Origin of the sequence: Streptomyces sp. HNM0574, from assembly GCF_012726235.1 — a bacterium.
Lineage (GTDB): Bacteria > Actinomycetota > Actinomycetes > Streptomycetales > Streptomycetaceae > Streptomyces.
This window is the reverse complement of record NZ_JAASAH010000001.1, coordinates 203,858-226,792: the sequence shown is the minus strand read 5'-3', so window position 1 is coordinate 226,792 and position 22,935 is coordinate 203,858. Positions and strand designations below refer to the sequence as shown.

The window sequence follows — 22,935 nt, the reverse complement described above, 5'->3', positions numbered from 1 at the left end:
CCGGAGCGGGGGCTGGCAGACTGAACGGGTGAACGACTCCACCGCCCCCGTCCCCGCCCACGTCCTCCCGCTCGTCGTACGGCTGGAGCGCACCGCGCCGCCCACCCGCACCGACGCGCTGGAGACCGCGGCCCGCGCCGTCCTGACCCTGCTCGCCGACCGGCGCACCACCGGCACCCCGCCCGCCCCGGAGGCGGCGGACGGCCCGGACGCGGAGGAGACGCCGGGGGCGTGGGCGGAGGCGGTCGGGCGCTGGGAGGACGTGCACGGCGGGGGCATCCGCAAGGTGGTGCGCCGGGCACGGGGCGCCGAGTGGCGGCGTGCGCAGGCGCTGCCGGGGATCACCGTCGCGGGCGGCACGGCCGAGGTGCGCGCGTTCCCGCCCGTCCCGCTCGACGGCTGGCCGAAGGACCTGGCGAAGCTCCAGGTCTCGGGCACCGACCTGGACGACCCGGAGCCGCCGGCCCCGCCCGCCGAGGGCCTGCCCGTCCTGTGGCTGAACCCGGACCTGGACATGTCGGCCGGGAAGACCATGGCACAGGCCGGGCACGCCGCCCAGCTCGCCTGGTGGCGGCTGGACGAGGACAGCCGGACGGAGTGGCGCGAGGCCGGCTTCCCGCTCGCCGTCCGCACGGCACCCGGCACCGCGGCCTGGACGGAGCTCACGTCGAGCGGCCTCCCCGTGGTCCGGGACGCGGGCTTCACCGAGATCGCCCCGGGCAACACCGTCGTGGCCGAGGGCGGCACCCGCTTCTGCCCGCTCGCGCGGGAGGCCGGCCACGCTCCGCGCTGAACGAGGGGCGTGAGTGGGCCACTTCACGAGGTGAAGGGAAATCCGTGAAGATCGTTTGCGGGCCGTCGCGGGAGGCTGTGAAGATCTGCCGAACGGGCCTTCCGGGCTGATAAGCAGTCCGATGACTGTCTTTTGTCGACCCTTGTGACCCACGCGGTCCTCCCGCTCGGAACGGAGCCCACCATGCCCAAGTCCCGCTCTTCCTTCGCCGCCTGGGGCCTCGCCGCAGCCGCCGCCGGCGCGCTGCTGGTGGGCTGCTCGTCGGAGGCGAAGATGGCCAAGGACGAGGTGGCGAACACGGTGGCCGAGAAGCTCGCCGCCCAGACGGGCCAGCCGAAGCCGGACGTCACCTGCCCCGAGGACCTCGTCGGCAAGGTCGGCACCTCGATGCGCTGCAAGCTCACCGCGAGCGACGGCAGCAGCCTCGGCGTGACCGTCAAGGTCACCGCCGTCGACGGCAACCAGATCAAGTACGACATCAAGGCCGACCAGTAAGCGTGCGGACCTGCGCAGGGCCCCGCTCGTAGCTCGTCTGCGGCACGGCGGGGCCACGCGCGTCCCACCCCGGACACACCGCCCGCACCGCGCATTTCACGACCGGGCTTTCCGGCGCATGGCGCAGATGTGGGTGACGTGTGATGCCCAGGTGCAGGTTGCGCCGAAGCGGGAGGGGACTGGGCCCGGCAGGGCGCGGGAAGGCATGCTGGTCCCATGGAAGCCTTGTTGTACGTGCTGTGGTTCGTCGCGATCGCAGCTCTCATCGTCTGGACCCGGAAGCGCTCCGCTCGGCGTGCCCAGAACAACGCGGACGAGCGCGCCGAACTGAAGTCCCTGGCGGAGAGCCGTGGATGGACCTATGAGGCCGGTGTGCCCGGGCTCATCGACCAGTTCTCAGGCGCCGGGCCGCTGCCCGTCGCGAAGGGCGTACCGGGCGGGAACGTCGTCACCGGGACGCACCGCGGGTTCGCCTTCCGCGCCTTCGAGCACCAGAGCACCCTGGCCATCGGGTCCGGGGTCGACGACCACATGCAGCGGCACATCCACTACACCCCGGTGTGGGCACTGAAGCTGAACGGGTCCGTCCCCGACTTCCGCGTCGAGCACCGCCGCTGGCACAGCAAGCTCACGGTCGGGAGCCCGCTCACCACCGGCATCCCCCAGGTCGACGAGGACTTCCACATCGTCGCGGAGGACGAGGAGCGCGCCAGGTCGCTGGTGCTCGGCGGTCTCGGCCAGTTCCTGGTCTCCGACCCGCGCGCCGGTGAGCTGCCGCTCGAGGTGCGTCACGGCCACCTGATCACCTGGCGCTCGGAACAGAAGCTCTCGACGGAGAACCTCGACGAGCCGCTCGACTTCCTCGCCGACGCCGTCCAGAAGATCCCGGCCCAGGCCAGGTAGCAGGGGCCGCGGAGAGAAGCTGACGCATGAGTGGAATCCAGAACGTCCTGATCCCACTGTGGTGGGTCGCCGTCGTCGCGCTCGTCGTGTGGATCTTCCGGCGAAAGGCCAGGAAGAAGCGCGAGGCCCAGGAGCACTACGCGCAGCTGCGGTCACTCGCCGAGAGCCGCGGATGGAGCTACGAGGGCGTGGCCCCGGGAGTCGTCGAGGCATACCAGGGGGCCGCTCCGCTCCCGGTCACGGCCCGCGGCCTCGCGGGTGAGCACGTCGTGGACGGCACCCATCGCGGACTCCGCTTCCGCGCGTTCGAGTACCGTTACAGCACGACGGACATCGACCCGGACAGCACGGACACCACGACCGTCACCATCCACGCGTTCTGGGCCCTGGACCTGGGCATCGAGGTGCCGGATCTGCGCATCTACCGCGATGGCCGGTTCGACAGCGTCTCGCGTGGGCGCGCCATGGAGGTGGGGGTCCCGCAGCTCGACCAGGACTTTCACATCGTCTCCCAGGATGAGGAGCGCGCCCGAGCCGTCCTGATCGGCGGCCTGGCGAACTTCTTGACGTCCGACCCCCGCGCCACCGAGATGCCACTCCGTCTGCACGACGGCCAGTTGATCACCTGGCGCGAGCGGACCGCCCTGAACAGCGAGTCCTTCGACGCTCCGCTGGAGTATCTCCTCGATGCTGCGGGCCACTTGGGAGTGGACTCGCTCGCCCATCCCCGGCAGACGCCGTAGCACATACGCCCTCTGTTCGGAAGCTGCTCCTCGCGCGGGGACGTCGCAACTGCGGCGTCCCCGCGCTTTCTTGCCGTACCCGGCTCCGCCGTGCAACCCACTATCCGGTCAATCTGTGAATCTTCCCGGTAGAGATCATGACGATGACCCCTTCATGGTGTTGAACACCCCTCCTTCGAGGGAACCTTGATGGGTTCTCAACAACCAGGGTGTGGGCGAGTGTTCGAACTCACACGGACATAGAGGGGGTGGAAGCGGATGAGCAAGTTCGACGTCGAACCCTCCGAGCTGCGGTCGGCTTCCAAGAAGATCAAGGATTCGGTGGGCAAGGGCGACAAGCTGAAGCTCGACGAACTCGCTGACGCGGGTGACGCGTTCGGGCACGGCGACGCCTCCAAGGCCTTCTCGGAACTGATGGCCACCTGGAACGTGGCCGTCACCACGACACTCAAGGACGACGGGGAGTCCGCCGCGGACAAGCTCAACGACAACGCGGACAACTACGAGCGTTCCGAACAGCAGTCACAGAACCACTTCACCGGGCCTGCGGTCACCGGACCCGGCCCGGTGTACTGACGGGGGATCCATGGCGGCACAACTCGGCGGCACCCGCGATCCGCGGCAGCTGATTCCGGGCAACCCGGAGACGCTCAACGACCGGGCCGGAAAACTCGAAGACAAGTCCAAGACCCTCGACGGCATCGGGGACGACTTGGGCTCCGTCCGCATCCCCAGCTGGGAAGGCAAGGCGAGCGACGGCTTCTGGAACGACTTCTCGCCCCAGAAATCGCGCTGGCACCGCGGTTCGGACTCGCTGTCCGAGGCCGCCAAGGCGCTGCGCGACTACGCCGACACGCTCACCTGGGCCCAGTCCGAGGCAGAAGACGCGATCCGGCTGCACGAGGACGGGAACGAGGCAGCGGCGGAGACGAAGCTCAACTCCGCGCGCACCCAGCTCGAAACCGCGGGCGGCAGCGCGGCCAAGAAGTTCGAAGCCCAGGGCGGCAAGGGCGACGACGCCCCGGACTGGCTGTTCTTCTCGGCGGAGGCGGCCCAGAGCAACGAGGGCAAGACGAGCATGGAGCTCGCCAACCGCGAGTTCACCGACCGGATGAACCCGCTGACGTCCCCCAAGGCCTGGGGCGACTACAAGAACATGACCGAGGAGCAGCGGCAGACGCTCCGCGATGAGACTTCCGGCAAGGGCCCCGGCGTCGCCGTGCAGGGGCCCGGAGTCAAGGGCGACGCCAAGGTCTGGGGCGCCGAGGCCCAGGGGCGCGGCAAGTTCGCCGGCGGTGAGGTTTCCGGCAAGGCGGGCGTGAACCTGCTCGGCGTCGAGGGCCAGGCAGGCGTCGGCCTCCAGGACGGCAATGCCACCGCGTCGGCGTCCGGAAAGGCGTACCTGGCCCAGGCGACGGCCGAGGGTAAGTACGAGGCCGGGTACTTCGAGGCCGGCGGCAAGGCCGAGGCGTACGCAGGAGCCGAGGCCGAGGCCAAGGGCTCCATCGGCGCGGACGGTGTGCACGGTGAAGCCGGGGCCTTCGCCGGCGCCAAGGCCACGGCCGAGGGTTCCGCCTCGGTGGCCGGTGTCGGCGTCGGTGGTACGGCCGAGGCATGGGCCGGTGTCGGCGCCGAGGCCAAGTTCGACGCCGGGTTCAAGGACGACGGCACCTTCACCATCGGCGGCGAGGCCGGCATCGGCCTCGGCGTCGGCGCGAAGCTCGGCGGCCAGATCGAGATCGACCCGGGCAAGGTCACCGACGCGGCCGGCGATGCCGTGGACACGGTCGGGGACTGGGCCGGGAGTGCGAAGGACACGGTCGGCGGCTGGTTCGACTGACCGCCGCGGGGGCGGCCCCGCCGCCCCCGCCACCTTCGTTTTCCCGTACCGTCGGAATCCGTACCGCAAGGAGTTGATCCACCATGCCGGGCACTATTCCGGTGCCGCTCGACGTCCAGATCCCGCAGGGCTGGCAGCCGGCACCCCCGGACGAGGTCGGCGCCCCGAACGCCGCCTTCGTCGCACTGCACATGGCCTCCCACGGCCAGGGCTTCATGCCGAACATCACCGTCACCGGCCGCGCCCTGGAGGGCGCGGAGAACCTGGAGAGCCTGGCCGAGGGGGCGGTGCAGCGGCTGCGGGAGACCGTCGGCGCCGTGGAGATCGTCAAGCGCGCCGAGGTGGGCACCTCCCCGGCGCCCGGTCTCATCAGCGCCCCTGGCATCGTGCAGAACCTGTACGTCCAGGCCACCGTCAACGGGCAGCCGATGGAGCTCGCGCAGAGCCAGTTCATCCTGGTGCTCGACGACGAGCAGCAGTCCGGTGAGCGCGTCGAGATCGAGGTCGCGCTGACGGCGAAGCGGAGCCAGCTGGGGGAAGTCATCGAGGACTTCCAGGACTTCCTCTCCTCCCTCAGCCCCGCACCGCCCAGCCCCGAGGTCCAGGCCGCCCGCGAGGCGGAGAAGAAGTGGAACAAGGACGACTTCGGGTGAGCCGGGGCGCGTACGGGGGTACGCGCTGACGCACGGAGGGGACGGCGCGGATTCCGCACCGTCCCCTCCGTCGTGTCTTACCGCTCCCGGCACGTCGCCGGCGGGCAAAGCTCAAGTCCTCCTCAGAACCGTCCCGTCCGGTGATTCGTCCTCCCGCTCGGTGGCAGGAGAGGGGCACGGGGCCGTACAGGGACGGGGAGGACCAGATGGAGGGCGCAGGCGCGCGGGCGGGGCGGCAGGGCACGGGGCCGGACGGGGGCCGGGTGCGGCTCGGTTCGGGGATCGGGTGGCGGCCGGAGATCGCGGAGGGGGTCGAGGCGCTGCCGGGGGTCGACTGGGTCGAGGTCGTCGCCGAGAACATCTGCCCCTGCCACCTCCCGGACAGTCTGCTGCGGCTCCGCGGCCGCGGCGTGACCGTCATCCCGCACGGCGTCTCCCTCGGCCTCGGCGGAGCCGAACGGCCCGATCCCGCACGGCTGACGGCGCTCGCCGAACGCGCGGAGGCACTGGGCGCGCCGATGGTCACCGAGCACATCGCGTTCGTCCGCGGGCGCCCGGAGAGTGGCACGGAAACGGGCCGGCTGGAGGCCGGGCACCTGCTGCCGGTGCCGCGTACCCGGGACGCGCTGGACGTGCTGTGCGAGAACGTCCGCATCGCCCAGGCCGCGCTGCCCGTCCCGCTCGCGCTGGAGAACATCGCGGCCCTGGTCAACTGGCCGGACGAGGAGATGACCGAGGGCGAGTTCCTCTCGGCCCTGGTCGAACGCACCGGCGTACGGCTGCTGATCGACGTCGCGAACCTGCACACCAATCACGTCAACCGGGGCGAGGACCCGGCGCGCGCCCTGGACGAACTGCCGCTGGAGGCACTGGCGTACGTCCACGTGGCGGGCGGGCTGGAGCGGGACGGCGTGTGGCACGACACGCACGCGCACCCCGTCAGCCGTCCCGTCCTCGACGTGCTGGCCGCGCTGTGCGCCCGCACCACGCCGCCCGGCACGCTGCTGGAGCGGGACGAGCACTTCCCGCCGGTGGCCGAACTGGCCGACGAACTCGCCGCGATCCGGACCGTCACCGGCCCCGTCACCACCCCGGGCCGGCCGGCCGCCGCGTCTCCCCCTCGGGCCGCCGTCCCCGCGCCCGCTCCCGCGTCCCGCGCCCCGGACGGTGCGCGGGACGGCGTCGCGGACGGGGCGCGGCAGCGGCTGGGCGCGGCGCAGTTCGGGCTGCTGGCGGCCCTGGTGGCGGGCGGGGAGGTGCCGGTGGGCTTCGACGGGGAGCGGCTGGCCGTGCAGAGCCGGGCGCTGCGCGCCAAGCGCGCGGACGTCGTCGTGAAGGTCGCGCCCGAACTTCCGCGCATCCTCGGGGAATCGGCCTACCGTGCGGCCTTCGCCGGGTACGCGCGGGGCAGGCCGCTGACCGACGGGTACCGGCACGACGCGCTGGCCTTCGCCGCGCACCTGCTCGAGGCCGGCCTGCCGCCCGAGTCGGGCACCGGCGCCGAACAGCGGGCCGCGCGCGGCCGGTTGCGCGCCTGGTGGCTGGAGCGCTCCGGCCCCGCGCCGCTCCCCCGCGGCCCGCTGCGCCCCCTGCACCGGCTGCGCCGCCGCCTGGCCCTGCGCCACTGAGCGGGCCCGGCTGTCGAACGGGCGTGCCGCCGCGGGCCCGGGCCCGGGGTTCCGTCACCGCTTCGGGGGCACCCCTCCGACACCCGCCGCCCGTCCTTTACTTCACCGGGCCCCGCCCCGAACATCCCGTGCGTCATGGAGAGTCCGCCGGATCGCACGGTGTGCGCACCGGTGTGCGGTACGTCGACGAACAGGGGCACCCGGTGCGCACAGCCGCGTTGTACGGAACACTCGGCGCCGTGGCGCTGACGGCGACGACCGTCACCGGCGTCGCCCCCTCCCCCGCGCAGGCGGCCGGCGGCAGACTGCCCGACCCGCTGCCCGCCTCCGGCGCCGTCGAGCGGGCGCTGGCCGCGCGCGGCGTCGCGGAGGCGGCCCGGGACGCGGCGGCCGCCGGGATCGACTGGCGGACGTGCCCGGACTCCGAGGGGCTCCCGCCCACCGTCCGCTGCGGCACGGTGACCGTTCCGCTCGACTACACCGCGCCGCGCGGCGAGAAGATCCGTCTCACGGTGAGCCGGAAACAGGCCACCGGACCGCGCGCGGAGCGTCAGGGGCCACTGCTGCACAACCCGGGCGGCCCGGGCGGCAACGGCATGACCTTCCCGATGTTCCCCGTGGTCACCGGCAAGGTGTGGAAGCGGCTCAACTCCGCCTACGACTTCGTCGGTTACGCACCGCGCGGCGTCGGCCGCTCCGCTCCCCTGTCCTGCCAGGACCCGGCCGCCTTCCAGCGGGGTCCGCACCGCTCACTGCGCGACCCCGGCCCGGAGTTCAAGCGGAAGCAGAACCAGCGGGCCGCCGCGTACGCGCGGGGCTGCGCCCGCAAGTACGGCGAGCGGCTCAGCCACTTCACCACCGCGGACAACGCGCGTGATCTGGACGTCCTCCGCGCCGCCCTGGGCCAGCGCCGGCTGAACTTCTACGGCGCCTCCTACGGCTCGTACCTGGGCTCCGTCTACGCGACGCTGTTCCCCGGGCACGTCCGCCGTCTCGTCCTGGACAGCGTCGTCGACCCGAGTGAAGAGAGCATCTGGTACGAGTCCAACCTGCGGCAGAACACGGCCTTCGAGCGCCGCTGGAAGGACTGGAAGCGGTGGACGGCGAAGCACCGCGCCACCTACCGGCTGGGCTCCACCCCGCGGCAGGTCCAGCGGGTCTTCGACCAGGCCCGCGACGCCGCCGACCGGGGGCGCCTGGGCCGGGGCGTCGGCGCGAAGGAACTCCTGGCCGGCTATCTGGACGTGGGCTACGACGACTCCACCTGGGCCCGGCACGCCGCCGCGCTCGCGGACTTCCGCGGGGGCGACCCCACCGGGCTCCGGCAGCTGCTGGCCCCCGATCCGCACAGCGCCCGGGACGAGGAGAACAGCAACGCCGCCTACAACGCCGTGCAGTGCGCCGACGCCCCCTGGCCGCGCGACTGGCGCAGCTGGGACGAGGACAACACTCGGCTGGCCCGCACCGCGCCCTTCCACACCTGGGAGAACGCCTGGATGAACCTCCCCTGCGCGCACTGGGACGTCGACCCGGGCCACCCCGTCGACGTCGGCGCCCCGCCCGGAGTGCTGCCGCCGGTGCTGCTGCTGTCCGCGAGCCGGGACGCCGCCACCCCGCACGAGGGCGCGGTCGCCACCTGGCGGCGGCTGCCCGGCTCGTCCCTGGTGACCGAGCGGGGCGCGGGCGACCACGGGGTGGCGGGCGGCAACCGGTGCGCCGACCGCCACCTGGAGCGCTACCTCCTCGACGGCACCACACCGGGCCCCACCGCCACCTGCCCCGCCCGCCCCGCACCCCGGCCCGAACCGGCCGGCCCCGGGGCCCCGTCCGGCTCCTGAGCGCGGGGCGGCGGGGCCCCGGCCGTCAGCGGTGGTCGAGCAGTTCGGCCAGGCCCTCGGGGAGCGCGGCGGTGTGCAGCAGGCCGAGGCGCTGCGTGGCCCGCGTGAGGGCGACGTACAGGTCGCTCGTCCCGTACTCCTGCGGTTCCACGACGAGTACCGCGTCGAACTCCAGCCCCTTGGCCTGCCGCGGGTCGAGGAGGACGACGGCGCGGGTCAGGTCCGGCACCGGACCCCAGGACGCCTCGGGGAGCGCCTCGGTGAGTCCCGCGTGCAGCGCGGCGGGCGCGATCACCGCGAGGCGGCCGTCCTCCGGCGTCTCCTCCTTGACGGCCTCGGCGACGGCGGAGGCCAGCAGCACCTGGTCCGTCCGCCGCGCCCAGGGGCGCACGCCCGTGGAGCGCACCGAGCGCGGCGGCGTGAACTCCGGGTTCCGGGCGCGCGGTACGGCGGCCGCCGCGTCCATCACCTCCACCGGCGTGCGGTAGTTGACGCCGAGGCGGGTGTACTCCCAGCGGTCGCCGACGTACGGCGAGAGGATCGCGTCCCAGGTGCCGAGGCCGGCCGCGTCCGCCGTCTGCGCGGGGTCGCCGACGAGGGTCATGGAACGGTTCGGGCTGCGCCGCATCAGCAGCCGCCAGGCCATCGCCGACAGCTCCTGCGCCTCGTCGACGATGATGTGCCCGAAGGCCCAACCGCGGTCGGCGGCCGCGCGTTCGGCGGCGCTGCGGTGGTCGTCCTCCTCGTGCCGCTCGGCCATCCGCTCGGCGTCGATGACGTCCTGCGCGCCGAGCACCTCGGAGTCCTCGTCGTCCTTGTCCTCGAACTCGTACGTCCGCGAGGCGTAGGCGACCTCCAGCACGCCTTGCGCGTACTCCACGCGCTCCCGCCGCTCCCGTTCGGCGGCGGCGCGGGCCGCGGAGTCGTCCTCGCCGAGGAGTTCGGCGGCCTCGTCCAGCAGCGGGACGTCGGCCGGGGTCCAGGGTGCCGGGGTCCACTTCTCGCCGGTCCAGGTGCCGGGGCCGCGGCGTACGGCGTCCGCGTCGGCGGCCGGGAGGTGGGTGGGGTCGGCCAGGTAGTCGGCGAGGAAACGCTGCGGGGTGAGCGTCGGCCAGAGCGACTCGACGGCCTGCTGCACGGCCGGGCTCTGGGCGATCTCGCGGCCGAGCTGGGCGATGTCGGAGGGGTCGAGCAGGTTGGGGCCGCCGAACGGGTCGGCGCCGATCCGGTCGGCGAGCTGCCGGGTGAGCGCGTCGATGACCCGGAACGCGAAGTGCGGCCTGGCCAGGTTGTGCGGCAGCAGGGAGTCGCGGGCGCGGGTGCGGGCGTCCTCGGCGACGTCCCGGTGCAGCACCAGCGTCCCGTGGTCCTCGTGCTCGATCTCCAGCTCGGGGTCCGGGAGTTCCTGCCGGTCGCGGAGCGCGGCGGCGAGGACGTCCGCCATCGCGGCGTCGCCCTTGACGGCGGCGGCGCGGGGGCTGTCCGTGCCGGTGGCGACGACGCCGGGGAACAGTTCGCCGACGGTCGCGGGCCACACGCCGGTCTCGCCGAGCGAGGGCAGCACCTCGCCGATGTAGCCGAGGAAGGCCGGGTTCGGGCCGACGATCAGCACGGCGCTGCGGGAGAGCCGCTCGCGGTGCGCGTACAGCAGGTACGCGGCCCGGTGCAGGGCGACGGCCGTCTTGCCGGTGCCGGGCCCGCCCTCGACGACGAGGACGCCCTGGTGCGGGGCGCGGATGATCTCGTCCTGCTCGGCCTGGATGGTGCGCACGATGTCGGACATCCGGCCGGTGCGGGCGGAGTTGAGCGCGGAGAGCAGGACGGCGTCGCCGCTGGGGTCCTCGTGGCCGCCGCGGGCGAAGTGGTCCAGGGCGAGGGTCTCGTCGTGCAGGGCGGTGACGCGGCGGCCGTGGGTGGTGAGGTGACGGCGGCGGTGCAGTCCCATCGGGGTGTGGCCCGTGGCGAGGTAGAAAGGCCGGGCCACGGGGGCGCGCCAGTCGATCAGCATCGGGGTGCGTTCTTCGTCGTCGTCGTGGATTCCGATGCGTCCGATGTGCCGGGTGACGCCGTCGGAGAAATCGAGCCTGCCGAAGCAGAGGCCGGATTCCACGGCGTCGAGAGCGGCGACGTGGCGGCCGCGTTCCGCGACCGTCACGTCCCGTTCGATGCGTGCCTGCATACCGTTTCCGACCTGGGCCAGAGACTCCCGGACGGCCTCGGCCGCGCGGGCTCGCAAGGTGTCGAGGCGCCCGTAGAGGAGAGAGACGAATTGCTGTTCCTCCTGCAATTCCTCATCGCCCCGGCCGCCCTGGCTGCCCTCGGTTGACAATTCAGCTCCCTGCCGCGTAGAATGCATTTCAGCGTCATGATTACATTTGCTTCCGCGTAATCATGGAAACGCCCAATATACGCAGAGAAAGGCCCCGGCCGTCAAATGGCCGGGGCCTTATCTATTTTCCCGCGGGCCTCAGGCGAGACCGGCGACCAGTTCCGCGACGGGCTTGCGGCGGCCCGTGTAGAACGGCACCTCCTCGCGCACGTGCATCCGCGCCTCGGAGCCGCGCAGGTGCCGCATCAGGTCGACGATGCGGTACAGCTCGTCCGCCTCGAAGGCGAGAATCCACTCGTAGTCGCCCAGCGAGAAGGACGGCACGGTGTTGGCGCGGACGTCGGGGAACCCGCGGGCCATCTTGCCGTGGTCGGCGAGCATCCGGCGGCGGTCCTCGTCGGCCAGCAGGTACCACTCGTAGCTGCGCACGAAGGGGTAGACGCTGACGTACTGGCGCGGCTCCTCGTCGGCCAGGAACGCCGGGATGTGCGACTTGTTGAACTCGGCGGGGCGGTGCAGCGCCATGTTCGACCACACCGGCTCCAGCGCGCGCCCGAGCCGGGTGCGGCGGAAGCGGTTGTACGCCTCCTGGAGCGCGTCCGAGCTCTCCGCGTGCCACCAGATCATCAGGTCCGCGTCGGCGCGCAGGCCCGAGACGTCGTAGGTGCCGCGCACCGTGACGTCCTTCCCGGCGAGCTCGGCGAAGAGGTCCTCCACCTCGTCCGCGTAACCGGCACGGTCCTCGGGCAGCACGTCGCGCAGCCGGAAGACCGACCAGAGGGTGTAGCGGATGACCTCGTTGAGGTCCTTGGCCTTCTTGCCCGCGTTGGGCGTCTTCTCCGGTGCGTCAGTCATGGCTCTATTCTCACTCGCCGCCCGGACCGGCCGACGCGAGGGTGGCCTCGGCCGCCAGCCGGCCGCCGCCCGCACACGCGGGGATGCCGACGCCCTCGTACGCGGCGCCGCACAGCTCAAGACCCGGCACCCCGGCCACGGCCGCGCGGATGCGCCCGACCCGCGCCGTGTGCCCCAGCGGGTACTGCGGCAGGCCGCCGTTCCAGCGGGTGACGACGCTGTCCACGGGGCGGGCCGTGAGCCCGATCGCCGCATGCAGGTCGCGCAGCGAGACCTCGGTCAACTCGCCGTCCTCGCGCTCCAGTTGACGCTCCTCGCCGTACCGGCCGACCGAGGTGCGCAGGACGAACAGCTCCGGGTTCTGCGCGTCGACCCAGCCCCACTTGTTGCTGGAGAAGGTGGCCGCCTTGATCGTCCGCCCGTCCACCGGCGGCACCAGGAAGCCGCTGCCGACCGGCACCGACTCCAGGTCCGCGCGCCGGAAGGCCATCGTGATCAGCGCCATCGACGCGTACTCGATCGCGGACAGCTCCTCGGCAGCGGCGGGCACCTCGTCCGCCAGCAGCCGCGCGGCCTGCGGCGCGGGCAGCGCCACGACGACGGCGTCGGCGGACAGCACGCTGCCCGACTGGGTGGCCACCCGCCACCGCACGGGGCCGCCCGCCGCGTCCCCGGCGCGGGTGAGCGAACGCGCCGTCACGCCGGTGCGGATGTCGGCCCCGGCCGCGCGGCAGGCGTCGGCGACCGCGAGCGGCAGCCGTCCGATGCCGCCCTCGATGCCCATGAACACCGGGCCCGTCGCCGCGTTGCGGGCCGCGCGCTCCTGGATGCCGCGCACCCCGGCCAGCAACGACCGCTCCCCGGCGGCCGCTTCGAACAGCTGCGGCACGGCGGACCGCATCGAGATCCGGTACGCGTCGCCCGCGTACACCCCGCCCAGCAGGGGCTCGACGAGCCGGTCGACGACCTCGCGGCCGAGCCGGCCGGCGACGTACCCGCCGACGGTGACGTCCTCGCCCACCTCGGTGCGCGGCAGTTCCTCGTCCTGCCCGATCCGCTCGACACCCTCGGGCGAGAGCAGCGAGCCGAGCGCGGCCGGGTCCCCGGGGACGCCCATGACGTGGCCCTTCGGCATGGGACACAGCTCGCCGCGGGACCAGATCGACGCGCTCGCCGTCGTCGGCGGCTGCAAGGCGTCGCCGAGCCCGGCGGCCCGCGCGAGGTCCACGCCCTCGGGGCGGCGGGCCAGCATCGACTCGGCGCCGAGGTCGACGGCGGCGCTGCCCGCGACGTCCCCCGCGAGGAGCTTGCCGCCGAGCCGCGAGGACCCCTCCAGCAGCGTCACCTCCGCGCCGCCGGTGAGGAGCCGCTGGGCCGCGGCGAGCCCGGAAATGCCACCGCCGATCACGATCACATGCATACGTCCACCCTCTCATCGGCCCACCGGAGCCCGGCGGCCGCATAGCGTGGGGCCGCGACGGGACACACCGGACGACGGGAGCGGACGGCATGGCGGCAGCACGACGGCTCGTGGTCATCGGAGGGGACGCGGCGGGGATGGCGGCGGCGTCCCGGGCACGCAGGCTGCTGGGCCCGGACGAGCTGGAGATCACCGCCTTCGAACGGGGCGGCTTCACCTCGTACTCGGCCTGCGGCATCCCGTACTGGATCGGCGGGGACGTCGGCTCGCGGGACGCGCTCATCGCGCGCAGCCCCGAGGAGCACCGCGCGCGCGGCATCGACCTGCGGCTGCACACCGAGGTGACCGCGATCGACCCGGAACGCCGCCGCGTACGCACCGGGCCCGCGTCCGGCGGAGCCGAAGCGGCCGGGCAGTGGACGGACTTCGACGACCTGGTCATCGCCACCGGCGCCCGGCCCCTGCGCCCCGGCCTGCCGGGCATCGACGCTCCGGGCGTGCACGGCGTGCAGTCCCTGGACGACGGCCAGGCCCTGCTGGACACCCTCGAAGGGCTCGGCCCGCGGGCCCGCCGCGCGGTGGTCGTCGGCGCCGGCTACATCGGCGTGGAGATGGCGGAGGCCCTGGTCAAGCGCGGTTTCCAGGTCACCGTCCTGGACCGCGCGGCCCAGCCGATGACCACGCTCGACCCCGACATGGGCACGCTGGTGCACGAGGCGATGGACGGCATGGGCATCGAGGTCGTCACCGGCGCGGCCGTCACCGGCATCCGCACCGGACCGGACGGCCGCGCCGACGCCGTGCGCACGGAGTCGGCCACGTACCCGGCGGACGTCGTCGTCCTCGGCCTCGGCGTCCGCCCCGAGACCGGGCTCGCGCGGGAGGCGGGGCTGCCGCTGGGCGAGTCCGGGGGGCTGCTGACGGACCTGGCGATGCGGGTGCGCGGGCACGAGCACATCTGGGCCGGCGGCGACTGCGTCGAGGTCCTCGACCTCGTCTCAGGACGCACCCGGCACATCGCGCTCGGCACGCACGCCAACAAGCACGGGCAGATCATCGGCGCGAACATCGGCGGCGACTACGCCACCTTCCCCGGCGTCGTCGGCACCGCCGTGAGCAAGGTGTGCGACCTGGAGATCGCCAGGACGGGCCTGCTGGAGCGTCAGGCCGCCGATCTGGGGCTGCGGTTCGTCACGGTGACGGCCGACTCCACCAGCCGCGCCGGCTACTACCCGAAGGCCGCGACGATGCGCGTGAAGATGCTCGCCGAGCGCCGCACCGGCAGGCTGCTGGGCACCCAGATCGTCGGCCGCGAGGGCGCGGGCAAACGCGTCGACATCGCCGCCGTCGCGCTCACCGCGGGCATGACCGTCGAGGCGATGACGGCCCTGGACCTCGGGTACGCGCCGCCGTTCTCCCCCGTCTGGGACCCGGTCCTGGTCGCGGCCAGGAAGGCGACGGCGGCGGTACGCGAGGACGCCGACTGACCCCGCGCGGGCGGCGGTTCAGCCGCGCGCGGTCCGCTCGTGGACGTACCGGACGAGGTGGGTGAGCGCCTCCGGGTCGGTGTCCGGGAGGACGCCGTGGCCGAGGTTGAAGATGTGGCCCTCCAGGCCTGCGGCCGCGTCCAGCACCCGCTGCGCCTGGGTCTCGACCGCCTCGCGCGGCGCGAACAGCACCGCCGGGTCGAGGTTCCCCTGCACGGCCTTGCCCGGGCCGACGCGGCGCGCGGCCTCGTCCATGGGGACGCGCCAGTCCGCGCCGACCACGTCGGCCCCGGCCTCGCCCATGGCGCCGAGCAGTTCGCCCGTGCCGACGCCGAAGTGGATGCGCGGGACGCCGTAGCCCGCGACGGACTCGAAGACCTTCGCCGAGGCGGGCATCACCGCACGGCGGTAGTCCTCCGGGGAGAGCGCCCCCGCCCAGGAGTCGAAGAGCTGCACGGCCGAGGCGCCCGCCTCGATCTGCACCTTCAGGAAGGTGGAGGTGATCACGGCGAGCCGGTCGCACAGGTCGGCCCACAGCTGCGGGTCGCCGTACATCAGCGCCTTGGTGTGCTCGTGGTTCTTGGACGGGCCGCCCTCCACGAGGTAGCTGGCGAGCGTGAACGGGGCGCCCGCGAAGCCGATCAGCGGCGTGCCGCCGAGCTCACCCGTCAGGTTCCGCACGGCCTCGGTGACGTAAGCGACGTCCTCGGGCTCCAGCGGACGCAGCCGCTCCAGGTCACCGCGCGTCCGCACCGGCTTCTCGACGACCGGGCCGACGCCCGGCTTGATGTCGAGGTCGACACCGATGGCCTTGAGCGGGACGACGATGTCGCTGAAGTAGATCGCCGCGTCGACGCCGTGCCGGCGGACGGGCTGGAGGGTGATCTCGGTGACGAGGTCGGGGCGCATGCACGAGTCGAGCATGCCGATGCCCTCGCGCAGCTTCCGGTACTCGGGCAGTGAGCGGCCGGCCTGACGCATGAACCACACCGGTGTGTGCGGCACGGGTTCACGGCGGCACGCCTTGAGGAAGGCGGATTCCTGCGGGGTCGTCGGCTGGCCCGTCGGGCGGTCGTTGGCGCTCACGCCAGAAGTCTCCCACGCCCCGTCCGGGCCCCGTTCCGCCCCCTTCCCCGGCCGGGGTCCGGGCGGTCGGCCGGTTTCGATCGGTGCGCGCCCGCGACCGCGTCCGCGGCGGCCGAGGACGAGTGTCCCTCCCGCCGCGCACCCCCGCTTCGGCCTAATCTTCCGCCATGGCAGCGGCACGACCACAGAAGACGGAAGGCGACGACGGCGCGGAGGGAGCGGGCGGGGACGCCGTACCGCTCCCGTTCCGGCAGGCCGTCGAAGCCCTGAAGAACGCACGGACCCGCCCGGAGGTGGCCCTCGGCGCGATGCCCGCGCCCAAACGGCTCGCGCCCTTCGCGTACGCGCTGGAGGCATCGGTGACCGCCCCGCACGAGCGGGGCGCGGAGGACCCGGAGGACGCGGAGGAGCTGGCCGACGGCCGCTTCGTCCTGCTCCACGATCCGGACGGACAGGAGTCGTGGCAGGGCACGTTCCGCGTCGTCACCCTCTCCCGCGCCGACCTCGAACAGGAGCTGGCCACCGATCCGCTGCTGCCCGAGGTGACGTGGTCCTGGCTGACCGGCGCCCTGGAGTCGCAGGGGCTCGCCTACCGCGAGCCGAGCGGCACCGTCACCCGCTCCGGCTCGTACTTCTTCGGCGGCCTCGCCGAGCGCACGCCCCGCTCGGAGCTGGAACTCCGCGCCAGCTGGACCCCCGTCACGGGCGACGGCGGTGAGGTGCCGGACGTGGCCGGGCACCTGGCCGCCTGGTGCGAACTGCTCTGCCAGTGCGCCGGGTTCCCGCCGGAACGCGGCGAGCCCGGGGAACCCGGCGCACCCGCTCACCGGACGGCCGTCGTGCAGCTGCCGCAGCGGCGCGGCCCGCGGAGTCTCTGACCGCACCGGCCCCGGCACGCGGCCGCACCTCTCCCCCGCGCCGCTCCCGCTCCGCGCACCGTCGGAATCCGGCCGAAATCCGTGCCGTTCCCGCGCCGTCGCCCGGCGCCCCGCGCACACCCCTCCCACCCGCGACCTGTCGTGCTCCGCACGGCAGGTCGCACGCGTTTCCGGTTCCGGACGGCCGGGTCACCGATTCGTGATCACTCCCTAAAGCCCGGCGGAGGAGCTGCCGAAGGAACCTGTGACCCTTCCATACGGATCGCCCCGACTCGCCCCGAATTTTCCGGAGTCCGGTCGGCCCCGTTTCAGCCACCCCCTCAGGAGGCCTGGTGTCTGTTCTCCTCGAGCACCCCACAAGCCTGGTCGCCTACCGCCCGAACAAGCCGACGGCCATGGTCGTCGTTGCCGACCCCCGAGTCCGCTCCACCGTGACCCGCCATCTGTGGGCTCTCGGGGTGCGCGATGTGATCGAGGCGTCGTCGATCGCGGAGGCCCGTCCCCGAGTCGGCAACCCACGCGACATCTGCGTGGCCGACGTCCATCTCCCCGACGGCTCCGGCCTCAGCCTGCTGTCCGAGACCCGTGCCGCGGGCTGGCCCAACGGCCTCGCCCTCTCCGCGGCCGACGACATCGGCGCCGTGCGCAACGCCCTCGCGGGCGGCGTCAAGGGATACGTCGTCACCGGCACCCGCAACAACCTCGGTGCCATGCCCACCCGCAGAGGTGCCGCGCCCATCGGCGCCGCGGCCGCGCGCATGCAGCGCCGTCCCGGCGGCGGGCCCGGCGGCCCCGGCCACCCCGGCGGCCAGCGCGAGCTGTCCGGCCGTGAGGTCGAGGTGCTGCGGCTGGTGGCGGAGGGCCAGTCGAACAAGGCGATCGGCGTTTCCATGGGGCTGTCCGCGCTCACCGTCAAGAGCCACCTCGCCCGTATCGCCCGCAAACTCGGCACCGGTGACCGTGCCGGGATGGTCGCCGTCGCACTGCGCACCGGGATCATTCACTGACCGAGTTCAACCCCTGCTCAGATGCCCGCCGACGGAACGTTCCGTCGGCGGGCATTCCGCATGCAGGACACACAGATACCCTTGACCGGTGACCGACGCCCAAGAGACCGCACCCGCAAACGCAGCTCAGGCTCCCTCCGAGGACTCCGGTCCGGCGCCGGTCCCTCTCCTGGAGCCCCGTGAGGGCATCCCCGAGGTGACCGCGGACGCCGACGGACTCGCGGAGGTCACCGCCGCATTCGCCGCAGGCCGGGGCCCGGTCGCCGTCGACGCGGAACGCGCCTCCGGCTACCGCTACGGGCAGCGCGCCTACCTGATCCAGCTGCGCCGCGAGGGCGCGGGCAGCGCCCTGGTCGACCCCGTCGGCTGCCCCGACCTCTCCGGGCTCGGCGACGCGCTCGCCGGTACCGAGTGGGTGTTGCACGCCGCGACGCAGGACCTGCCGTGCCTGCGGGAGATAGGCATGGTGCCGCGGCGGCTGTTCGACACCGAACTCGCCGGACGGCTGGCCGGGTTCGCCCGCGTCGGCCTGGGCCCGATGGTCGAGAAGGTGCTCGGATTCGCGCTGGAGAAGGGGCACTCGGCCGTCGACTGGTCGACCCGGCCGCTGCCGGAGCCGTGGCTGCGGTACGCGGCGCTGGACGTCGAGCTGCTCGTCGACCTGCGGGACGCGCTGGAGGAGGAGCTGGACGGGCAGGGCAAACTCGACTGGGCCCGCCAGGAGTTCGCCGCCATCGCGGACGCGCCGCCGCCCCCGCCGCGCAAGGACCCCTGGCGCCGCACCTCCGGCATGCACAAGGTGCGGCGGCGGCGTCAGATGGCGGTCGTACGGGAGCTGTGGACGGCGCGGGACCGGATCGCGCAGCGGCGGGACGTCTCGCCGGGGAAGGTGCTGACGGACGCGGCGATCATCGAGGCCGCGCTGAAGGTCCCGGCGAACGCGCAGGCGCTCTCCGCGCTGCCCGGGTACGGGCACCGGATGGGCCGCAAGCAGCTGGAGCAGTGGCAGGCCGCGGTCGACCGCGCGAAGGCACTGCCCGACTCGGCGCTGCCGCAGCAGGGCCAGCAGCTGAACGGGCCGCCCCCGCCGCGTTCCTGGGCGGACAAGGACCCGGCGGCGGCGGCGCGGCTGACCGCGGCGCGGGCCGCGGTGACGGGCCGGGCCGAGGAGCTGAACCTGCCGCAGGAGAACCTGCTGACGCCGGACACGGTGCGCAGGCTGTGCTGGCAGCCGCCGGCGGAGTCGACGCCCGGGCACGTGGAGGAGGCGCTGCGGGCGCTGGGCGCCCGGCAGTGGCAGATCGAGCAGACGGCGCCGCTGCTCACGGAGGCGCTGAGCAAGGCGGCGCCGGCCGAGTAGGCGCGGCGGCGCGAGGGGCACCCGGCGGGGGTGCGGGAGACCGGTCACGGGTCTGCCGCACCCCCGCCGTCGTGTGCGCGGGGGCGTGCGCGGTGTGACCTGTACCCCTTGGTGCGGGCGGCCCTTGCACCGCAGTTACCCGCGGGTAGCATGGCGGTGGGAAGCGCGCCGTCCGGCGTACCTGCACCGCACCTGGAGGAGAGCCAACGTGCCTCGTACCGCTAGGGATGTCGTCTTCGTCGACGGCGTCCGTACCCCGTTCGGCAAGGCGGGCCCCAAGGGCATCTATCACGAGACCCGCGCCGACGACCTCGTCGTCAACTGCATCCGCGAGCTGCTCCGTCGCAATCCGGACCTGCCGCCGGAGCGCATCGACGAGGTGGCGATCGCGGCGACCACGCAGATCGGCGACCAGGGCCTGACCATCGGCCGCACCGCCGGCATCCTCGCCGGGCTGCCGCAGACTGTGCCGGGCTACTCCATCGACCGCATGTGCGCCGGTGCCATGACCGCGGTGACCAGCACCGCCGGGTCGGTCTCCTTCGGCGCGTACGACGTCGTCCTCGCGGGCGGTGTCGAGCACATGGGCCGTCACCCCATGGGCGAGGGCGTCGACCCGAACCCGCGCTTCGTCTCGGAGAAGCTGGTCGACCAGTCCGCCATGTTCATGGGCATGACGGCGGAGAACCTGCACGACCGCTTCCCGCACCTGACCAAGCAGCGCGCGGACGAGTACGCGGTACGCAGCCAGGAGAAGGCCGCCAAGGCGTACGCCGACGGCAAGATCCAGTCCGACCTGGTGCCGGTGTCCGTGCGCCGGACCAACGCCGAGGGCGGCGAGACCGGTTGGGGCCTGGCCACCACCGACGAGCCGATGCGTCCCGGCACCACGCTGGAGAGCCTCGCCGGGCTGAAGACCCCGTTCCGCGCGCACGGCCGGGTCACCCCGGGCAACGCGGCCGGCCTCAACGACGGTGCGACGGCCTCCCTGATCGCCGCCGAGGACGTGGCCCAGGAGCTCGGCCTGCCGGTCAAGATGCGCCTGGTGTCCTACGCGTTCGCCGGCGTCGAGCCCGAGGTCATGGGCATCGGCCCCGTCCCGTCGACGGAGAAGGCGCTCGCCAAGGCGGGCCTGTCCATCGACGACATCGGCCTGTTCGAGGTCAACGAGGCCTTCGCCGTCCAGGTGCTGGCCCTGCTCGACCACTACGGCATCGCCGACGACGACCCGCGGGTCAACCAGTACGGCGGCGCCATCGCCTACGGCCACCCGCTGGCCTCCTCCGGCGTGCGTCTGATGACGCAGCTGGCGCGGCAGTTCGAGGAGCAGCCGCACGTCCGCTACGGGCTGACCACCATGTGTGTCGGCTTCGGCATGGGCGGAACCGTTATCTGGGAGAACCCGCACTTCGAAGGGGCAGGCAAGTGACGAGCACCACAGAGCTGCTGAAGGGCGCGGCCCAGCTGTTCCCCGACGAGGTCGTGACCGAGGCGCACGTACGCCACATCGACCTGCCCAAGGGCGCCGGGCGTTTCGCGCTGATCACCCTGGACAACGGCTTCGACCACACCAAGCCGACCACCTTCGGGCCCGGTTCGCTGGCGAACCTGAACATCGCCATCGACCAGGTCGAGAAGGAGGCGAAGGCCGGCGAGATCACCGGCGCCGGCATCACCGGCAAGCCGTTCATCTTCGCCGTCGGCGCCGACCTCAAGGGCGTCGAGGCGCTGAAGCGGCACGAGGACGCGCTGGCCATCGGCCAGGGCGGGCACGCCGTCTTCCGCCGCCTCGCGGACCTGGGTGTCCCCACCTTCGCCTTCTACAACGGTGCCGCGATGGGCGGTGGCGTCGAGGTCGGTCTGCACTGCACCTACCGCACCGTCTCCAAGGCGGTCCCGGCCTTCTCGCTGCCCGAGGTCTTCCTCGGCCTCGTCCCCGGCTGGGGCGGCTGCGCGCTGCTGCCGAACCTGATCGGCGCCGACCGCGCCGTGAAGGTCATCATCGAGAACTCGCTCAACCAGAACAAGCAGCTCAAGGGCCCCCAGGTGCACGAACTGGGCATCGCCGACGCGCTGTTCGACGGTGCCGACTTCCTCCAGCAGTCCCTGCTGTGGGCGGCCTCCGTCCTCGCCGGTGAGACCGAGGTCGTCCGCGCCGAGGTCGACCGCGACGAGGCCTGGGACCAGGCCGTCGAGCGCGGCCGGGCGATCGCGGACAGCAAGGTGCACGGCGCCGCTCCCGCCGCCTACCGGGCGCTGGACATCATCGCCAAGGCCAAGTCCGGCGACCTGCGTCAGGGCTTCGAGGGCGAGGACAAGGCCCTGGCCGACCTGATCATGGGCGACGAACTGCGCAGCGGGCTCTACGCGTTCAACCTGGTGCAGAAGCGCGCCAAGCGTCCCGCCGGTGCGCCGGACAAGTCGCTGGCCCGCCCGGTCACCAAGGTCGGTGTCGTCGGCGCCGGTCTGATGGCCTCGCAGCTGGCGCTGCTCTTCGCCCGGCGGCTGGAGGTGCCGGTCGTGCTGACCGACATCGACCAGGCCCGGATCGACAAGGGCGTCGGCTACGTCCACGAGGAGATCGACAAGCTGCTCCTCAAGGGCCGCGTCAACCAGGACAAGGCGAACCGCCTCAAGGCCCTGGTCACCGGCTCCCTCGACAAGGCCGAGGGCTTCGGGGACGCGGACTTCGTGATCGAGGCCGTCTTCGAGGAGATGGGCGTCAAGCAGCAGGTGTTCGCCGAGGTCGAGGCCGTCGTGCCGGAGCACGCGATCCTCGCCACCAACACCTCCTCGCTGTCCGTCTCCGAGATGGCGTCGAAGCTGAAGCACCCGGAGCGGGTCGTCGGCTTCCACTTCTTCAACCCCGTCGCGATCCTGCCGCTGCTGGAGATCGTCCGCGGCGAGCAGACCGACGACGCCTCGCTGGCCACGGCCTTCGGCGTCGCGAAGAAGCTGAAGAAGACCGCCGTCCTGTGCAAGGACGCCCCGGCGTTCGTCGTGAACCGCATCCTGACCCGCTTCATGGGCGAGGTGCAGAACGTGATCGACGAGGGCACCCCCGTCGACGTCGCGGAGAAGGGCGTCGAGCCGCTCGGTCTGCCGATGTCGCCGCTGGTGCTGCTGGAGCTGGTCGGCCCGGCCATCGGCCTGCACGTCTCCGAGACGCTGCACGGCGCGTTCCCCGAGCGCTTCAAGGTCTCGGAGAACCTCGCCGCCGTCGTCAAGGCCGGCAAGCGCGGGTTCTACGTCCACGACTCGGGCGTCCCGACGCTCGACCCCGAGGTCGCCGCGCTGCTGAAGCAGGGCGAGCGCCCGCTGACCGCGGAGCAGGTCAAGGACCGGGTGCTGGACGCGGTCGCGCAGGAGATCGGCCTGATGCTGGACGAGGGCGTCGTCGCCGAGGCGCAGGACATCGACCTGTGCCTGATCACCGGCGCCGGCTGGCCCTTCCACCTGGGCGGGATCACCCCGTACCTGGACCGCGAGGGCGTCAGCGAGCGCGCGGTTGGCCGCCGCTTCCTGGAGCAGGGCGTCGCCAGCGTCCCCGCGTAAGGCCCGTCCTCGGCGGGACGGTCAGGCCGCCGGACGGTACCGGGCGCCCGTCCGCACCACTTCGG

19 protein-coding genes are annotated in these 22,935 nt (G+C 73.0%); 15 read left to right on the top strand and 4 right to left on the bottom strand.

Translation table 11 applies throughout. The features are described from left to right. The first annotated feature begins 28 nt into the window (after positions 1 to 28). From HCC30_RS00895 to HCC30_RS00855, 9 genes are all read left to right on the top strand, one after another. Positions 29 to 793 (top strand): peptidyl-tRNA hydrolase, encoded by a 765-nt coding sequence (locus HCC30_RS00895; protein ID WP_346776442.1) that lies wholly within the window; start codon positions 29 to 31, stop codon positions 791 to 793. A 183-nt stretch (positions 794 to 976) separates the two neighbouring features. Beyond that, positions 977 to 1,288, top strand: a complete 312-nt coding sequence (locus tag HCC30_RS00890; RefSeq protein ID WP_169439993.1) for a DUF4333 domain-containing protein — start codon at positions 977 to 979, stop codon at positions 1,286 to 1,288. Between the two features lie 216 nt (positions 1,289 to 1,504). Beyond that, positions 1,505 to 2,191 carry a hypothetical protein gene (locus HCC30_RS00885; RefSeq protein ID WP_169439992.1) on the top strand — a complete coding sequence of 229 codons (687 nt, stop codon included), beginning with the start codon at positions 1,505 to 1,507 and terminating at the stop codon, positions 2,189 to 2,191. 26 nt (positions 2,192 to 2,217) lie between these two features. Further along, positions 2,218 to 2,934 (top strand): hypothetical protein, encoded by a 717-nt coding sequence (locus tag HCC30_RS00880; RefSeq protein WP_169439991.1) that lies wholly within the window; start codon positions 2,218 to 2,220, stop codon positions 2,932 to 2,934. A gap of 258 nt (positions 2,935 to 3,192) precedes the next feature. After that, positions 3,193 to 3,510, top strand: a complete 318-nt coding sequence (locus HCC30_RS00875) for a hypothetical protein (protein ID WP_169439990.1) — start codon at positions 3,193 to 3,195, stop codon at positions 3,508 to 3,510. Positions 3,511 to 3,520: 10 nt separating this feature from the next. Then, the gene (locus HCC30_RS00870; protein ID WP_169439989.1) at positions 3,521 to 4,774 is read left to right on the top strand and encodes a putative T7SS-secreted protein; all 1,254 of its coding nucleotides are present in this window, start codon (positions 3,521 to 3,523) and stop codon (positions 4,772 to 4,774) included. 83 nt (positions 4,775 to 4,857) lie between these two features. Further along, complete coding sequence (locus HCC30_RS00865) at positions 4,858 to 5,427, top strand: hypothetical protein (RefSeq protein ID WP_169439988.1); 570 nt, start codon at positions 4,858 to 4,860, stop codon at positions 5,425 to 5,427. Positions 5,428 to 5,633: 206 nt separating this feature from the next. Then, complete coding sequence (locus HCC30_RS00860; protein WP_206323213.1) at positions 5,634 to 7,055, top strand: DUF692 domain-containing protein; 1,422 nt, start codon at positions 5,634 to 5,636, stop codon at positions 7,053 to 7,055. A gap of 161 nt (positions 7,056 to 7,216) precedes the next feature. After that, complete coding sequence (locus HCC30_RS00855; RefSeq protein WP_346776441.1) at positions 7,217 to 8,893, top strand: alpha/beta hydrolase; 1,677 nt, start codon at positions 7,217 to 7,219, stop codon at positions 8,891 to 8,893. Between the two features lie 25 nt (positions 8,894 to 8,918). Here the strand turns inward: HCC30_RS00855 and HCC30_RS00850 are convergent, their stop codons facing one another. The 3 genes from HCC30_RS00850 to hemG form a co-directional block, all read right to left on the bottom strand. After that, a complete protein-coding gene (locus HCC30_RS00850) occupies positions 8,919 to 11,180 on the bottom strand; it encodes a UvrD-helicase domain-containing protein (RefSeq protein WP_240979275.1) in 2,262 nt (753 codons plus the stop codon). A gap of 180 nt (positions 11,181 to 11,360) precedes the next feature. Next, positions 11,361 to 12,077 carry a hydrogen peroxide-dependent heme synthase gene (hemQ, locus tag HCC30_RS00845; protein ID WP_169439986.1) on the bottom strand — a complete coding sequence of 239 codons (717 nt, stop codon included), beginning with the start codon at positions 12,075 to 12,077 and terminating at the stop codon, positions 11,361 to 11,363. A 10-nt stretch (positions 12,078 to 12,087) separates the two neighbouring features. Further along, on the bottom strand, positions 12,088 to 13,497 hold the full coding sequence (hemG, locus tag HCC30_RS00840; RefSeq protein WP_169439985.1) for a protoporphyrinogen oxidase: 1,410 nt from the start codon (positions 13,495 to 13,497) through the stop codon (positions 12,088 to 12,090). A gap of 89 nt (positions 13,498 to 13,586) precedes the next feature. Between hemG and HCC30_RS00835 the strand changes: the two genes are divergently transcribed. Next, entirely contained in the window at positions 13,587 to 14,984 is a 1,398-nt protein-coding gene (locus HCC30_RS00835; RefSeq protein ID WP_169439984.1) for an FAD-dependent oxidoreductase, read from the top strand. Positions 14,985 to 15,002: 18 nt separating this feature from the next. On the opposite strand, the gene hemE is transcribed toward HCC30_RS00835, so the two are convergent. Further along, positions 15,003 to 16,070: a uroporphyrinogen decarboxylase gene (gene hemE / locus HCC30_RS00830; protein ID WP_169439983.1), complete on the bottom strand. Its 1,068-nt coding sequence runs from the start codon at positions 16,068 to 16,070 to the stop codon at positions 15,003 to 15,005. A 167-nt stretch (positions 16,071 to 16,237) separates the two neighbouring features. Between hemE and HCC30_RS00825 the strand changes: the two genes are divergently transcribed. The 5 genes from HCC30_RS00825 (at position 16,238) to HCC30_RS00805 (ending at position 22,870) form a co-directional block, all read left to right on the top strand. After that, on the top strand, positions 16,238 to 16,948 hold the full coding sequence (locus tag HCC30_RS00825; RefSeq protein ID WP_169439982.1) for a DUF3000 domain-containing protein: 711 nt from the start codon (positions 16,238 to 16,240) through the stop codon (positions 16,946 to 16,948). Positions 16,949 to 17,280: 332 nt separating this feature from the next. Then, positions 17,281 to 17,955 (top strand): response regulator transcription factor, encoded by a 675-nt coding sequence (locus tag HCC30_RS00820; RefSeq protein ID WP_169439981.1) that lies wholly within the window; start codon positions 17,281 to 17,283, stop codon positions 17,953 to 17,955. Positions 17,956 to 18,043: 88 nt separating this feature from the next. Continuing rightward, positions 18,044 to 19,315 (top strand): ribonuclease D, encoded by a 1,272-nt coding sequence (locus tag HCC30_RS00815; protein WP_169439980.1) that lies wholly within the window; start codon positions 18,044 to 18,046, stop codon positions 19,313 to 19,315. Between the two features lie 208 nt (positions 19,316 to 19,523). Then, a complete protein-coding gene (locus tag HCC30_RS00810; RefSeq protein WP_169439979.1) occupies positions 19,524 to 20,744 on the top strand; it encodes an acetyl-CoA C-acyltransferase in 1,221 nt (406 codons plus the stop codon). Then, complete coding sequence (locus HCC30_RS00805; RefSeq protein ID WP_169439978.1) at positions 20,741 to 22,870, top strand: 3-hydroxyacyl-CoA dehydrogenase NAD-binding domain-containing protein; 2,130 nt, start codon at positions 20,741 to 20,743, stop codon at positions 22,868 to 22,870. Before HCC30_RS00810 ends, HCC30_RS00805 begins: the two co-directional genes overlap by 4 nt. Positions 22,871 to 22,935 lie beyond the last annotated feature (65 nt).